Source organism: Aliiroseovarius sediminilitoris (assembly GCF_900109955.1).
Lineage (GTDB): Bacteria > Pseudomonadota > Alphaproteobacteria > Rhodobacterales > Rhodobacteraceae > Aliiroseovarius > Aliiroseovarius sediminilitoris.
This window is the reverse complement of the sequence record NZ_FOJB01000001.1, coordinates 2,558,488-2,573,562: the sequence shown is the minus strand read 5'-3', so window position 1 is coordinate 2,573,562 and position 15,075 is coordinate 2,558,488. Positions and strand designations below refer to the sequence as shown.

12 protein-coding genes are annotated in these 15,075 nt (G+C 58.1%); 4 read left to right on the top strand and 8 right to left on the bottom strand.

Going from position 1 to position 15,075, the window contains the following annotated elements:
* Positions 1 to 70 precede the first annotated feature (70 nt).
* Positions 71 to 2,245 (bottom strand): excinuclease ABC subunit UvrB, encoded by a 2,175-nt coding sequence (uvrB, locus tag BMY55_RS12700; protein WP_091432548.1) that lies wholly within the window; start codon positions 2,243 to 2,245, stop codon positions 71 to 73.
* Positions 2,246 to 2,819: 574 nt separating this feature from the next.
* On the opposite strand from uvrB, the gene BMY55_RS12695 reads away from it, so the two are divergent.
* Positions 2,820 to 3,131 (top strand): ETC complex I subunit, encoded by a 312-nt coding sequence (locus tag BMY55_RS12695; RefSeq protein WP_091431124.1) that lies wholly within the window; start codon positions 2,820 to 2,822, stop codon positions 3,129 to 3,131.
* Positions 3,132 to 3,618: 487 nt separating this feature from the next.
* Here the strand turns inward: BMY55_RS12695 and argE are convergent, their stop codons facing one another.
* The 7 genes from argE to BMY55_RS12660 form a co-directional block, all read right to left on the bottom strand.
* A complete protein-coding gene (gene argE, locus BMY55_RS12690; protein WP_091431123.1) occupies positions 3,619 to 4,752 on the bottom strand; it encodes an acetylornithine deacetylase in 1,134 nt (377 codons plus the stop codon).
* 60 nt (positions 4,753 to 4,812) lie between these two features.
* A complete protein-coding gene (locus BMY55_RS12685) occupies positions 4,813 to 6,882 on the bottom strand; it encodes an oxidoreductase (protein ID WP_091431121.1) in 2,070 nt (689 codons plus the stop codon).
* A gap of 97 nt (positions 6,883 to 6,979) precedes the next feature.
* Positions 6,980 to 7,918 (bottom strand): LysR family transcriptional regulator, encoded by a 939-nt coding sequence (locus tag BMY55_RS12680; protein WP_091431119.1) that lies wholly within the window; start codon positions 7,916 to 7,918, stop codon positions 6,980 to 6,982.
* Positions 7,919 to 7,948: 30 nt separating this feature from the next.
* On the bottom strand, positions 7,949 to 9,445 hold the full coding sequence (locus BMY55_RS12675; protein WP_091432545.1) for an aldehyde dehydrogenase: 1,497 nt from the start codon (positions 9,443 to 9,445) through the stop codon (positions 7,949 to 7,951).
* Between the two features lie 15 nt (positions 9,446 to 9,460).
* Complete coding sequence (locus tag BMY55_RS12670; RefSeq protein WP_091431118.1) at positions 9,461 to 10,135, bottom strand: DUF1028 domain-containing protein; 675 nt, start codon at positions 10,133 to 10,135, stop codon at positions 9,461 to 9,463.
* A 4-nt stretch (positions 10,136 to 10,139) separates the two neighbouring features.
* Positions 10,140 to 10,556 (bottom strand): RidA family protein, encoded by a 417-nt coding sequence (locus BMY55_RS12665; RefSeq protein WP_091431116.1) that lies wholly within the window; start codon positions 10,554 to 10,556, stop codon positions 10,140 to 10,142.
* Between the two features lie 83 nt (positions 10,557 to 10,639).
* Entirely contained in the window at positions 10,640 to 11,917 is a 1,278-nt protein-coding gene (locus BMY55_RS12660; protein WP_091431115.1) for a flavin-containing monooxygenase, read from the bottom strand.
* A 332-nt stretch (positions 11,918 to 12,249) separates the two neighbouring features.
* On the opposite strand from BMY55_RS12660, the gene BMY55_RS12655 reads away from it, so the two are divergent.
* Genes BMY55_RS12655 through BMY55_RS12645 form a run of 3 tightly spaced genes read left to right on the top strand, consistent with a single transcriptional unit; the run spans position 12,250 to position 15,070 of the window.
* Complete coding sequence (locus BMY55_RS12655) at positions 12,250 to 13,341, top strand: ABC transporter ATP-binding protein (protein ID WP_091431113.1); 1,092 nt, start codon at positions 12,250 to 12,252, stop codon at positions 13,339 to 13,341.
* A complete protein-coding gene (locus tag BMY55_RS12650; protein WP_091431111.1) occupies positions 13,341 to 14,267 on the top strand; it encodes an ABC transporter permease in 927 nt (308 codons plus the stop codon). The genes BMY55_RS12655 and BMY55_RS12650 overlap by 1 nt, the downstream gene beginning before the upstream one ends.
* On the top strand, positions 14,264 to 15,070 hold the full coding sequence (locus BMY55_RS12645; protein ID WP_177179346.1) for an ABC transporter permease: 807 nt from the start codon (positions 14,264 to 14,266) through the stop codon (positions 15,068 to 15,070). The genes BMY55_RS12650 and BMY55_RS12645 overlap by 4 nt, the downstream gene beginning before the upstream one ends.
* Positions 15,071 to 15,075: the final 5 nt, after the last annotated feature.

Below are 15,075 nucleotides of genomic sequence, written 5' to 3'. Positions count from 1 at the left end.
TGCGCGCATTCACCCCAGGATATTTTGGGCCAGAAGAAGGTTCGGAGAACTCCGAGTTGGCGTGTCGGACCTAGCGACCGCGCCGGTTGCGCCCCGCCCGCTGGCCCGGTTTCCCCGCGGTTGAACGCCCTTTTGCTTTCTGGGCGGCGTCGCCTGCCGCCTCGATCGCGGATTGGCGGGCGAGGGGGTCATCGGCGATGGCGAGTTCGACGGCTTCCAGGCGGTGAACCTCGTCGCGCAGGCGGGCGGCTTCTTCGAATTCGAGGTTTTCGGCGGCCTTGCGCATTTTGGCTTTCAGGCCCTCAAGATGCGCAATCAGGTTGTCCCCGATCATCGGTTTGTCGATGGTGGCGGTGACGCGTGACATGTCGGTGTCGCCGTCGTACAGACCGGACAACACGTCATCGACGTTCTTTTTCACGGTCTCCGGCGTGATGCCGTGCAGCTTGTTATAGGCTTTCTGTTTCTCACGCCGCCGGTTGGTTTCGTTCAGCGCACGCTCCATCGAGCCGGTGATGCGATCCGCATACATGATGACGCGGCCTTCGGCATTGCGCGCGGCGCGGCCGATGGTTTGCACGAGTGAGGTTTCCGAGCGCAGGAACCCTTCTTTATCCGCGTCCAGAATGGCGACCAGACCGCATTCCGGGATGTCGAGACCTTCGCGCAGCAGGTTGATACCGACCAGCACGTCAAAGGCGCCAAGGCGCAGGTCGCGCAGGATTTCAATGCGTTCGATCGTGTCGATATCCGAGTGCATGTAGCGCACGCGGATCCCCTGTTCGTGCAGGTATTCGGTCAGGTCTTCGGCCATGCGTTTGGTCAGGGTTGTGACCAATATTCGCATGCCGCGCGCGGCGACCTTGCGCACCTCGTCGAGCAGGTCATCGACTTGCATGTCCACGGGGCGAATTTCGACTTCAGGATCCACAAGGCCGGTGGGACGGATCACTTGTTCGGCAAAGACCCCTCCAGTTTGTTCCAGCTCCCAACTGGACGGCGTGGCGGACACGAAGATAGATTGCGGGCGCATCGCATCCCATTCTTCGAATTTTAACGGACGGTTGTCCATGCAAGATGGCAAGCGGAAGCCATGTTCGGCCAGCGTGAATTTTCGGCGATAGTCGCCCCGATACATGCCGCCGATCTGTGGCACGGAGACATGGCTTTCATCGGCAAAGACGATGGCATTGTCTGGGATATATTCAAACAGCGTAGGGGGCGGTTCACCCGGCGCGCGGCCTGTCAGGTAACGCGAATAGTTTTCGATGCCGTTACAGAAGCCGGCGGCCTCTAGCATTTCAAGATCAAACTTGGTCCGCTGTTCAAGGCGTTGGGCTTCCAGCAGCTTGCCTTCTTCTTCGAACTGGATCAGCCGCACGGCAAGCTCTTGCTTGATGTTCTGGATCGCTTGTTTCAGCGTCGGCGTGGGCGTGACGTAGTGTGAGTTTGCGTAGACGCGCACTTTCTCAAGTGTGTCCGTCTTCGCTCCGGTCAATGTATCGAATTCGGTGATGGCTTCAAGCTCTTCCCCAAAGAAGGATAGCCGCCAGCCGCGGTCTTCCAAATGGCTGGGCCAGATTTCCAGACTGTCGCCACGCACCCGAAACGATCCACGCTGAAACGCGTTGTCATTGCGTTTATATTGCTGGGCCACCAGATCACGCATGACCGATCGTTGGTCATAGTCTTTGCCGACCGTGATGTCCTGCGTCATGGCGGTGTAGGTTTCGGGTGAGCCGATGCCGTAGATGCAGCTGACCGAAGCCACGATAATCACATCATCACGTTCGAGAAGTGCCCGCGTGGCCGAATGGCGCATCCGGTCGATTTGTTCATTGATCTGGCTTTCTTTCTCGATAAAGGTGTCAGATCGCGCGACATAAGCTTCGGGCTGATAATAATCATAGTAACTGACGAAATATTCGACCGAATTGTCGGGGAAATACCCTTTCATCTCACCATAAAGCTGGGCGGCAAGGGTCTTGTTGGGGGCAAGGATGATCGCGGGGCGCTGGGTTTCTTCAATGATCTTGGCCATGGTGAAGGTCTTGCCGGTGCCGGTCGCGCCCAACAGCACCTGATCGCGTTCACCAGATTTTATACCGCCCACCAGTTCAGCGATGGCCGTGGGCTGATCGCCCGCGGGTTTGAAGGGGGTATGCATGACAAAGCGCTTGCCGCCCTCAAGTTTGGGACGGGCGGTTGGGGCAAGCGTCGGGTTGGTCAGCGGGCTGTGGGTCATGCGAATCCTTCCGCGCATTAGAATGGTCACATTTTGTTCTTCTTCAAGAGGTAAGGATTACTTTACCTTTCCCTCCCCATAATTAGCGAATTGAGCGAAATGCCTGCATTTCGGACTATAGGGTTCAGATAGTGGCCTTCGGATATGTGAAGGCATTTACCAGTAAGCAACCATAGGTTGCACCAGTGAAAAGAGGAGCGTAAGGCCCCTTTTTGATCTCGGCTATCTAAACATCAGAAAATAAAGAAGAAAAAATATAAAATCGGCTATTTTTTCTTCAAAATATGCAACTAAAAGTGTTTTTAGCTCTTGCTCGCGCTTGGACATCACGCTAGGTTTGTCTTGCAAGCAGCAGAACGGACTGCCGGTGGCGACGATACACCCACCCCACCCCTCGCTCCCTCGGAGCTACCGGCAGCCACTCTGATTTCTCAAAACCACCACTCACGATGCGCTTCCGGCCCGCAGTTGGGCTGGAAGCCACTGGTGCTGCTGCCGGCATCGAATTCCAATTTTGCTTGAATTACATCCACGCATCCCTGATAAACCGCTCAGGCTTTCAAGGAGATCCCAGATGCGCGCACGTATCTATCAACCCGCTCGTAACGCCATGACTTCAGGGCAGGCTAAAACAAAGGTTTGGCTGCTGGAATATGCTGCGGATGAGGCGCGAGACGTGGATCCATTGATGGGTTGGACCAGTTCGTCGGATACACAAAGCCAGGTGCGGCTGAAATTTGATACGAAAGAGGCTGCTCTGAACTATGCCCGTGAACGCGGTATCGAAGCCATTGTTCAAGAACCGCACAAGCGTCGGCCGAACATCCGTTCCGGCGGCTATGGGGACAATTTTGCCACCAATCGTCGCGGCCCCTGGACCCACTGACACTGTGAATCGGGTCAAAGCTGTCTCGAAATCGGGGTAAAGTTCCTGCGAAACACCGCCCGGATCAATAGGTTGGTCTCGTGGCCGAAGCGCACACAATAGTTGGAGTCATAGGTGACCGACCGGGTCGCCTTCTTTGTCTGTGTTGAACAGAGAGTCATTCCGATTGATCTCACACGATCCATCATTCGCAGCGAATGTTTCGAGGAACGGAGAGGGAAGAGGATGGCGACAAGGCACCAAAGATGCGCTTGGACTTTACCGTCCGGTGATTGTGCGACTTCAGCACAATGAGCTGCGGGCGGAAGATAGTTGCAACCATCATTCACCAGATCTCTCATCAACCGCGGTTTTGCGGGTGATTTTCGGTCCTTGGTCTGTTTCGACGGTGCGATGCAAGGGGTTGTCACCTGTAAAGCAATCTGCCACGTCGTCCGATGAGGGCATCCGCGCAACGTCATTTCATAGTCCACACGTTCGATACTGTTCAACCAAGATCCAGCAACACGCGAGTCATCATGGCATCGCAGGCCTGAAGCTCGGAAAGAGCTAAACCCTCGTCGGGTTTGTGCCCGTCGGCCGCCATATTACCCGGGCCGACAACCACAGTATCCAAACCCAGTTCCGCGAAAAAACCGGCCTCGGTACCAAAAGCAACCTTTGTGACTTGATCGGTCGCGGCGAAGGACAAAGCACGATCAACTGCGGGGGCATCACGCGACGTATCCAACCCGAAATAGGCAGGTCCCTCGGTAATCCTGACCGCGTTTGCATTACCAAACATCTTGCCGACTTTATCAGCCGATTGTTGAATTTGGGCGCGAATGCTTTGCACAGGAAGGTTGGCCAGATGGCGAAACTCCATTTCGATCTGCGCAAGGTCTGGCACGATGTTCAACGCCTTGCCCCCGGTGATCCGCCCGACATGCACGGTCGAACAGGGGATGTCATAGGCGTCGTCCGTTGGCCCCTTGGCCAATTCCTCCTGAAGGGCGCGCATCTCGTCAACAAAACTTGCGGCCACGTGGATTGCGTTCACGAAGTTCGGCGCCAGAGCGCTATGGCCCGACTGGCCGAGGCAATCGACGCGCAGCGCGACCTTGCCCTTGTGCCCCGTCGCCACCTGCATTGAGGTCGGTTCGCCAACAATCACCATGCGCGGCCTGCCCAGGAGTGGCGCGAGGGTGGACATCATGTCGCGAATACCGACGCAGCCGACCTCTTCATCATAGGAAATCGACAGGGTCAGGGGTGCCGAAAGTGGGGTGTGTTGCGCCTGCTCGGCCAGCGCAAGGGCCGAGGCCAGAAACCCTTTCATATCCGTGGTGCCCCGCCCGACAAGCCGGTCTGCCCGCCGGGTCAGCGCAAAAGGCGGGCTGGACCAGTCCTGCCCTGCCACCGGGACAACATCGGTATGCGCCGACAGACAAATGCCACCATCGCCGGGTCCGATCCGGGCAAACAGCCCGGCCTTCTTGCCGCAGGGTGACGGGATGCGCGTTACCGCGAACCCGGCCATGTGCAGAAGGTTCTGAACATAGTCGATCAGGTCCAGATTGCTGTCGGCGCTGACAGTCGGAAACCCAACCAGCCGCTCAAGAATGTCGAGTGTGCGGTCCATATCGCCTCTTTCTTCGGCACCTGTATCCTGACCGATCTGCGGGGAAAGGAACAGGCGCGTTCAATCCACGGCCAGCGCGGTAATTTCGCGGCGGAAGGGCAGCGCGTCGCCAATATCCTCGCTGTCCAGTTCACGTGCATAGCGGTGGCCCGCATAGGTGGCCCATGCAATCGGGCCGGGTGCATTGGCGTCACCGATCAGTTTGACTGACTTGATGCCCGCATCTGCCCACTCGGCCTCGCGTGCCTTCAGGTCGTTGTAAACGCTGTTGTTTTCGAGTTTGGACGAAACGAGCAACACGCCATCACATTCAATCGCCCGCCGCTGGTCGGTGAACATACAATTGGTTTCGACATGATCCTTGCCGATGGACATGACGCCGCGGTTCAGTTCGATTACAACGCCCATTCCAACCAGACGACGGTGGATTTCGTGCTGCTCCAACGTGTTCAGTGTCCATTCGCTGACATAGGCGGCGGGTGTCACCAGTGTCACCGTGCAACCTTTCTGGATCAATAGCTCGGCCATCACGCCACCCATATAGTAGTGGTCATCATCATAGATCACCACGTGACCTGAGGGGGCTGCCCCATCCATCAGGTCGTCGGGGGAATAGAGCGGCATGGCCGCGTCCGTCGGAAAGGGGATCACATGCTGCCGCGCAACCCCGTCGCGGCGCCACTTGGCCCCGGTCGCGATGCAGACATTTTCGAACCCGAACTCCAAAATGCTCTCGGCATCCAATTCACTGTCGAAATAGGTTTCGACATTGGGTTTTTGTCCGATCTGATATTCGCGGTAGTCCACCACGCGGCCCCAGGCCGACAGGCCGGGCAGCAACCGTTCGCGGGACACACGCCCCCCGATGGCGGTGCCGGATTCGGCCAGGGCCACGTCATAGCCACGCTCGGCCAAGGCGCGCGTTGCCTCAAGCCCGGCAGGACCCGCGCCGACGACCAGCACGTTCGAGCTGTCACCCTTCGCGTTCATGCGTTCCGGGTGCCAGCCCTTGCGCCATTCCTCCATGAAGGTGGGGTTCTGGGTGCAGCGGCTGATCGACATGGTCATGTCGCCTGTGATGCAGATGTTGCAGCCGATACATTCGCGGATGTCTTCGACCCGGCCTTCCTCGATTTTCTTCGGAAGGAAAGGGTCTGCAATCGAAGGGCGGGCGCAACCGATGAAATCCAGCGTGCCGGTGCGCACCATCTTGGCCATGACGTCCGGGCTGGTGAAGCGCCCGACACCGACGATGGGCTTGTCCGTCAGCTCGTGAATGCCCTTGACCAGTTGTTCCTGTGCGGCCTCTTCCTTGAAGCGGGACGGACCCGAGCAATCTTCCCACGTGCCTTGCGCCAGATCCCAAAGGTCAGGCAGGTTGCGGTTCATTTCGACGAACTCGCGCACTTCGGCGTTTGAAAAGCCAAGCTCTCCGATGGTTTCGTCCAGCGACACGCGCAGTGTGATGCCCATCGAGTCGCCAACAGCGTCCTTGATGTCGGCGATCACCTCGTTCACGAAGCGCGACCGGTTTTCAAGACTGCCACCATACTCATCCGTACGGTGATTGGTTGCGCGGCTCAGGAAGTGTTGGAAGATGCCGAACCCATGCGCGCCGTAAAGGCAGATCAGGTCAAAGCCCGCGTCTTGCGACCGTTTCGCTGCGTTCACGAACCAGCGGCGCAGATCGCGGATATCGCTTTTGTCCAGCGCGCGCGCCTGCACAGGGTCGTTGGTAAAGGTGCGGATGGGTTGGGCGGATACCGCCAGCGGCACCTCTTTCGTATAAAGGTTCGGTCCATTGACGCCCGAATAGGCCAGTTGGATCCCCGCAAGCGCGCCATATTCCTTCATCCGCTCGGACATCTTGCGCAGCATTGGGATATCTTTGTCTTCCCACAGGCGCAGTTCGATGAACGGGGTGATTTCCGAGGTGTGGTGCATCTCGGTCTGTTCGGTGAAAATCACGCCCCAGCCGCCTTCGGCCTTGGAGCGCCGCATCTCGGCCGCCGCAGACGGATCGCGATACCCGCCGCCATTGCAATGGGGCACCTGATAGAACCGGTTCTTGGCGGTCACCGGCCCGATCTGCATGGGCTCGAAAAGGACTTCATAGCGTTTGTCGCGCACGTTTCATTCTCCTGTCAGGATCGCGTTGTCCGGCCAGCGTGACAGATGATCGGGTTAGGTAAAAGTCGAGGTTGCGAAAGCGTGGATTAGGTTGGGGTTAAGCCCCGGCGTCGATGGCCTGACCCGGGTAATTCCAACCGCAGATCACCTCGGAGGCATGGGTGATGAAGGCGTTGACGGTCAACACATTGCGCGCGCCTTCGGGGATGATCAGGCCCAGTCGCATGGGGCGCTGTTCACCTTTCAACGGAATGAACACCAGCCGCCGCCCATCGGGGGAAAGGTCAGAGAAGGGGCGGATATTGGCAATCGCATAACCAAACCCGTTGGCCACCAGCGACCGCATCACCGCCATATCACGGGTGCGTTCGACAATCTTGGGTTTGCGCCCGGTCTGATCGAAGAAGCTCAGGAAATAATCGCTGCTCAGCGGCAGGTCGAGCAGCACCATCGGATAGTCCAGAAGCTCTTCGATATCGACCTCGTTTTGCCGCGCGAGGGGGTGGCCTTCGGGCACCATGGCATAGGGTGGCAATGTGCGTAGGGGTACGAATTCAAGGTCAGGCGGTATCTCGAGATCATAGGACAATGCCACGTCGATCTGCGCGCGGCGAAGCCGTTCGATCAAGTTCAGTTGGTCGGTTTCAATCTGGCTGACGCGGGTGTCCGGATAGGTCAGTTCGAATTGGCGTCGGATTGCAGGCAAAAGCATCTGCGCGAACGTCACCAGACAGCCGATGTTCAGCGGACCCTGAACATTGCCGGAAATATCCCCCGCCAGGCGGTTCAACGCCTCGGCCTCGACCAGCACTTTTTTGGCCTGCACCATGAACTGGCGCCCGGCTTGCGTCAGGCTTAGCCCATGGGCGTGTTTGCGCACGAAAAGGGGCAGGCCAAACTCGTCTTCCAACTGCGAGATTGCAGCCGAGATCGAGGGCGATGAGACGTTCACCCGTTCGCTGGCCTGCGAGATCGAGCCTTCCTCGCCCACGGCGACGAAATATTCCAACTGACGAAGAGTGAACCGCAAAGGCATCGTGCGATTATGCCCGACGGTTCAAGGGGTTCAAGCTTTATACTTGATCCACGTGGTCTTGAGCGCGGTATATTTGTCAAAGCTGTGCAGCGACAAATCACGCCCGAAACCCGATTGCTTCATCCCGCCAAAGGGCGTCTGCGCGGAAAGTGCATCCACCGTATTGACCGATACGGTCCCAGCAAAAAGCTTGTCAGACACCCTGAGCGCGCGGCTTAAATTGTCGGTCCAGACCGATGCGGCCAGACCATAGACGCTGTCATTGGCCATCGTGACCGCCTCGTCTTCCGTATCGAACGGGATGATCGACAGGACAGGGCCGAATATTTCGTCGCGCGCCAGAGGATCGTCGTGGCGCACATCGTCAAAAATCGTGGGCGGCACAAAGCACCCCTTGCCATCGACATAGGCGCGCGCGCCACCAGCCACGAGATTTGCGGTCTTCTTGCCACCTTCGACAAAGCGCATGATGTTCTCGGTCTGCTTCTCGTCCACGATGGCGCCCATTTTGGCGGCAGGGTCCAAGGGGTCGCCCGGTTGCATCGCTTCGGACCGCGCAATCATCTTTTCGACAAAGGCGTCCTTGACCCCACGTTCGACATAAAGCCGCGAGTTGGCCGAGCACACCTCGCCCTGATTGAAGAAAATGCCGAAGGCCGCCATGTCCGCCGCCGCGTCCAGATTTTCGCAATCGGCAAAGATCAGGTTGGGGCTTTTGCCGCCAGTTTCGGGCCAGACCTGTTTCAGGTTCGACTGGCCCGAATACTCCATGAATTTCTTGCCAATGGCGGTTGACCCGGTGAAGGCCAGACAGTCCACATCCATATGCAATCCAAGCGCCTGCCCGGCGGTGTGGCCAAAGCCCGGCACAACGTTCAGAACCCCGTCAGGCAACCCCGCCTCGGACGCAAGTTCAGCCAGACGCAGGGCGGAAAGCGGCGATTGCTCGGCGGGTTTCAGAACCACCGAGTTACCTGCCGCAAGTGCTGCTGCCGACTTCCAGGTGGCCATGTCCAAAGGGAAGTTCCACGGTGTCACCGCACCAACCACACCAAGGGGCACGCGCGACACCAGTGCCAGATCACCGGGGCCGGTAGGGGCGACCTCATCATAAATCTTGTCAATTGCTTCGGCATACCATTGGAAGAAATGCGCAGACCCCGGCGCGTCAATGGTTGCGGCATCCGTGACCAGTTTGCCCATGTCCAGACTGTCCAAAAGCGCCATTTCTTCAAGGTTTTCCCGGATCAGATCGGCCAGTTTCAACAACACTGCCTTGCGATCCCCGGGGGCCGTGCGGGACCATGATCCGGCCTCGAAAGATTTGCGCGCGGCGGCGACGGCCAGATCCACATCTGCCGCATCGCATTCGGCGACCGGGGTCAGCACCTCGCCCGTTGCCGGGTTGATGCTGTCAAAGGTCTTGCCTGACACCGCATCGACGAATTTGCCGTCAATGAAGGCCTGATTGCGAAAGCTCAGCGCCGCGGCGCGGGATTTCCAATCTTCAAAGCTATAGTCCAACATCATGTCACCCCTTGATTAATCGTCGCCCGGCACGCCGTAAGATGGCGCCTCGCGCGGGTCGAGCGCGCGTTGGACATAGGCGTCCAATTGCGGCTTGTAGATGTCCCAGGCGGTGGCGACCGCCTTGATCGGGCAGTCCTCGGTCCAGTCGCAGCGCAGGTCGGCCACCGGCCACGCCACCTTGTCAACCAGCATCATGCCCGCCGAATGCACCGGGCCGGCTTCGCCACCCGCGGCCAGACCTGCGCGCATCGCGGCAATCAAGCGATCACCCAGATGACCCGTGCTGGATAGAAATCCGTCCACGATGGCCTGCGGCACGCCGTCATTGGCAAGAAGATTGCCACCCGAGGCGACATCCTGCCCTTGCGCTTGTGTCCAGATGCCAAGGCTGTTCGGGCCCGAATGGATCGCCGTTGCGCCCTGTTTGTCTACTGCCAGAACCTGCCGGTATTCGATATGTTTGCCAAGGTCTTTGACCCCCGCAATCGCTTCGCCCGCGCTCATGCCGCCTTGCATCAGGTCAAGCGCCAAGGGGCCAAGTGTCGGGTCGGTCACGTTCTGTGAGGCCACCGCACCAACGCCTGCCCGCGCATACGCGCAGCGCGCGGCGACGGCGGGCGAGGAAGACGAGATGGCCACGCCAAACATGCCGGTATCAGCGCAGCGGGCGACAAGGGAAAAGGTCATGCGGTCACTCCGGTATGACGGCGGTGCCGTCGATTTCCACAAGCCATTCGGGCCGTGCCAGGGCCTGCACCACCAACCCGGTCGAGACGGGATGCACGCCTTTGATATATTCGCCCATGGTGCGATAGACATCCTCGCGGTGGCGCACATCGGTGATATAGACGACCACTTTCACAAGATGCTCCATCGTTCCGCCCGCTTCTTCGATCAGTTGTTTGATGTTTTGCATGACCTTGCGGGTCTGCTCGACCGGGTCGTGACTGTCGATGCTCACAGCGTCATCAAGGTTCTGCGGGCACTGCCCGCGCAGCCAGACTGTCTTGCCGCCGTGGGTGACGACGGCCTGACACAGATCGTTGTCGAGGTTCTGTTCCGGATAGGTGTCCGACGTGTTGAATTTACGAATGCGGGTATGGGCCATGGGGGCTCCTGTCAGGTGTCAATGTCGGGCGGGCGTAGTGGACGATGTAATCCTTGACCATTTCTGATCCCGATTGCTTCACTTTATTGCGCGGCTGACTGTATCGGCGCGGCCATGCCGTCATAGTCCAGATAGGCCTGTTGTGTGGCGATCTGATCGGCGATGTGTTTTGCGTCATGCCAGACCCCCCACAGGAAGGTGGATCCGCGACGCGACTGCCACGGAAGGCCCAGGAAATAGACGTCCGGCACAACCGAGACTCCACGCTGGTGGATCGGCGCGCCTTTGTCATCAAACGCGTCAAACTTCATCCAGCTGAAATCCTGCCGAAAGCCAGTGGCCCAGATGATCGTGGTGATACCTTCTTTTGCAAGGTCAATCGACCGAATCGGGTTGGTCAGGCAATCGGGGTCGGGCCACATCTCGCGCGCTTCCGGTTCTTCGGGAAGCTCAAGGCCCGTGCGCGCCACGTAAGCGTCTGCCGCGTCCAGCATCTCGTTGTAATTGGCGTCACCGGCTGCGATATTGCGTTGCAGATCATCACGAAAGCTCAATGTCCCGTTCTCAAAACGATCGGTCAGGCCCAGAAGGGTGACGCCTTCGCTCGCCAGTCGGCGGAAATCCATGGTCAGGCCACCATAAGCTCCACTAACCGAGATCGTCACATGTTCCGTCCCAGGCTGTTGCGCAGACATGTCCCACAGACCAAGAACGCCCAGCCACCAAACGAAGTCGCGCCCGCGATAGCGGCGCGGCGGGCGGTCATGCGGCCCGACAGACAGGAACACCTTGCGGCCAGCGCGGTTCAACTCGTCTGCGATCTGCGCCCCCGATGATCCCGCACCGACCACCAACACCGCTCCGTCCGAGAGCTGCGAGGGGTTCCTGTAATAAAACGAATGAATCTGATCGACCCCGGCCTGTTTGGGCACGATCGGTGGGATCACCGGATGTTGAAACGCGCCGGTGGCGGCAACGATCCGTTTGGCTTCGATCACACCGTCCGAGGTTTCGACCCGAAAGCCTGCACGGTCGCCAAGACGTTCGGCCTGCAACACCTCGACCCCGGTGCGGATCGGGGCATTTACCATCTGCGCGTATTCTTCCAGATAGTCCGCAACCCGATCTTTGGTCACGAACTCGTCCGGATCACAGCCTTTGAACTCAAGACTGGGAAACCGGTCGTGCCACGCGGGGCCATTGGCAACCAAGGCGTCCCAGCGGCCCGACCTCCACGCCTCGGCGATCCGGTTTTTCTCAAGCACCAGATGAGGGACACCGCTGTTTCCCAGATGTTCGCTCAGGGCGATACCGGCCTGACCGCCGCCAACAACAAGCGTGTCTATCGTCTCAACAGGCATAATAAATCCTCTCAATCTGTGCAGATGGGCGCGCAGGTGTGGACAGCGTCGCACCATGTTCGGCGTTCGCTCTACTTTGACATGAGGTGCTGTATGGAAAAGAACGATCTCCATCAGCTTTGATTAGGCCACGACTAATCATCGCAGATATTGAAAAGGTTGTGCCTAAGCCAAACTTCGCAAGATACGAATTTTTGTGCGGGGTCTGTGCCTCTACCTTGAAGCAGAGACTCGGAGGTCACAATGCGCGAACATTGCCATCCCCCATCCGGGGGACACGACATGATACCATTGCGAACGCTAGGGTTTTCCGGAAGCACGGAGAGCTCAAAATGAATGACGGCACCCAGATCGCAGTGGATGTCCGCGACGCGGTGAAGCGCTATGGCGAGTTTACAGCCTTGCAAAAAATATCACTCGGTATCCGTGACAACGAGTTTTTCACACTGCTTGGACCATCAGGCTGCGGCAAGACAACGCTTCTGCGGATGATCGCAGGGTTCGAGGATGTGACCGAGGGCGCCATTTTCCTTTACGGAGACGAGATCGTCTCCCTGCCGCCGCACCATCGACCCGTGAACACTGTTTTCCAGAACTATGCGCTGTTTCCACATATGACCGTGCTGGACAATGTCGGGTTCGGGCTTGAGATGCGCGGCGCGTCCAAATCTGATGCCCGCAGTAAAGCTGGCGAGATGCTGGAGCTTGTGCAGCTGACGCAGTTTGCAGCGCGCAAACCGTCGCAACTGTCCGGCGGCCAGCAACAACGCGTGGCTCTTGCCCGCGCGCTTGCGCCATCGCCGAAAGTGCTGCTTTTGGACGAGCCGCTGTCGGCGCTTGACCTGAAACTGCGCAAATCCATGCAGATCGAGTTGAAGCACATACAGCGCGAAACCGGCATCACCTTCATTTTCGTCACCCACGATCAGGAAGAAGCACTGACCATGTCGGATCGCATCGCGGTGATGTCAGCCGGCAGCATGCAGCAATTGGGCGACCCCAAGGACATCTATGAACGCCCGCGCAATATGTTCGTGGCCGACTTCATCGGTGAAACCAATCTGCTGGAAGTGTCGGTGGACGCCATCAACAATGGGCGCGCCATCTGTCATCTGGGCGGCGGTCACGAGCTGACCTGTAACGCGGTCGACGAGGTAAGCGTCGGCTCTAGAGTGCATATGTCGGTGCGCCCGGAGCGCTTGTTTCTGTCCGAGGAGCCCACTGAATCGGAAAGCCTGAAAGGCACGGTTGTCGAAAACATTTTTATTGGCACCGACATCACCACGATGATCGACCTGCATGAAGGGCCGGATTTCACCGTTCGCACGTCTAACTCGGATCGCGGCATAAAGCGCATTTTTGATCCGGGCGCCGAGGTCTATGTCAACATGGAGGCAGGCTCGGCGCGCCTGTTGGTGGACTAGTGGCTGCCGGTGCTGCATCTGGCGGTTCCGCCGCCTCGGACACATATGCCGAGGCGCGCAATTGGCTTCTGCTGCCCAGCTGGGTCGTCATTGGCATTTTCGTGCTGGTCCCGGTCATCATGATGCTGGTCTATTCGTTCCTGACCAAGGAATTCAGGGGCGGCGTGATTTGGGAGTTTTCGCTGTCCGCCTATGACCAGTTCTTCTTTGATCGGGGGTTGTTTGGGGATGATGCCCCGAAACTAGAATGGACCTATATCGTGATCTTCTGGCGCTCGATCTCGCAGGCAGGCCTTGCGACCGTTCTATCGCTTCTGATCGGCTTCCCAACCGCGTATTTCATTGCAACCCGGCCTGAAAAGTCACGCGCAATGTGGGTGTTTCTGATCACCATTCCCTATTGGGTGAATCTGCTCATTCGCACCGTGTCGATGAAGTTTCTTCTGCGCGATCAGGGGCCGCTGAACGATTTTCTGATCAATATCGGCCTGATCGACAACCCACTGCATATCATCAACACCAATCTCGCTGTGCAGCTTGGCCTGTTCTACAGCTATCTGCCGTTCATGGTGCTGCCGATCTATGCCTCGGTCGAACGCTATAACTTCGCCCTCAGCGAAGCGGCGGCGGACCTTTACGCCACCAGATGGGTCACGCTGCGCCGCGTCCTTCTGCCAGCGGTGAAACCCGGCGTGATCGCAGGTTGTATCCTGGTCTTCGTCCCTTCGCTGGGTGCTTTTCTTGCGCCGGATCTTCTGGGCGGCGCCAAGAACTTCATGATCGGCTCGCTGATTGAAGAGCAGTTCAAGGGCAACGCAGGCAATTGGCCCTTCGGTGCCGCCGCCTCGATGATCTTGCTGACCATGGTTCTGATCATTCTTTTGATCTTCGCCCGTCAGCAACGCAAGGCGGAGGCAATATCATGAGCGCCAAGACTGACGTGAAAACCTATCCCGGTTTCAAGCTCATGACTTTGCTGTGTCTGGTCATCCTCTATGCCCCGCTGGTCGTCGTGACGGTCTATTCCTTTAACGCGTCGAAATCCATCACGGTTTGGGAGGGGCTATCGCTGCGCTGGTATGCGGATGTGTTTGTCGGGCCGGAAAGCGGCAAGTTCAAACAGGCGGCGATCAATTCGTTCACCATCGCGATCGTGGCGGCAACCATATCGACCACGATTGCAACATCTGCGGCGACAGCCATTGTGCGCGGCGGCAAGTTCCGCTTGCGCACAGCCTCGCTGGGTTTGATCAGCTTGCCCCTTATGGTGCCCGAGATCGTGACCGCGGTCGCCTTGTTGATCTTCTATAACTCGGTCGGGTTCACCCGCGGATACCTGACCATTCTTGTGGCACATATCGCCTTCTGTATCCCCTTCGCCTACCTGCCCATTCAGGCCCGGATGCAGGGGATCGAGGACACCTATGAACAGGCAGCGATGGATCTTTATGCCTCGAAGGCGCAGGCGTTCCGCCGGGTGCTGCTGCCGTTGATGATGCCCGGCATCATCTCGGGGTTCCTTCTGGCGTTCATCGTCAGCCTCGACGATTTCATCATCACCAATTTCGTCAAGGGCGCGGGGGTCGAAACCCTGCCTACGGCGATTTTTGGATCGGTGAAACAAGGGCTCAAGCCCAACATCATGGCGATTTCGACAATGCTGCTCAGCGTCTCGATCGTGATGGTGACGATTTCCTATTTCGTATCGAAATCGGACAACACAAAATAACTTAG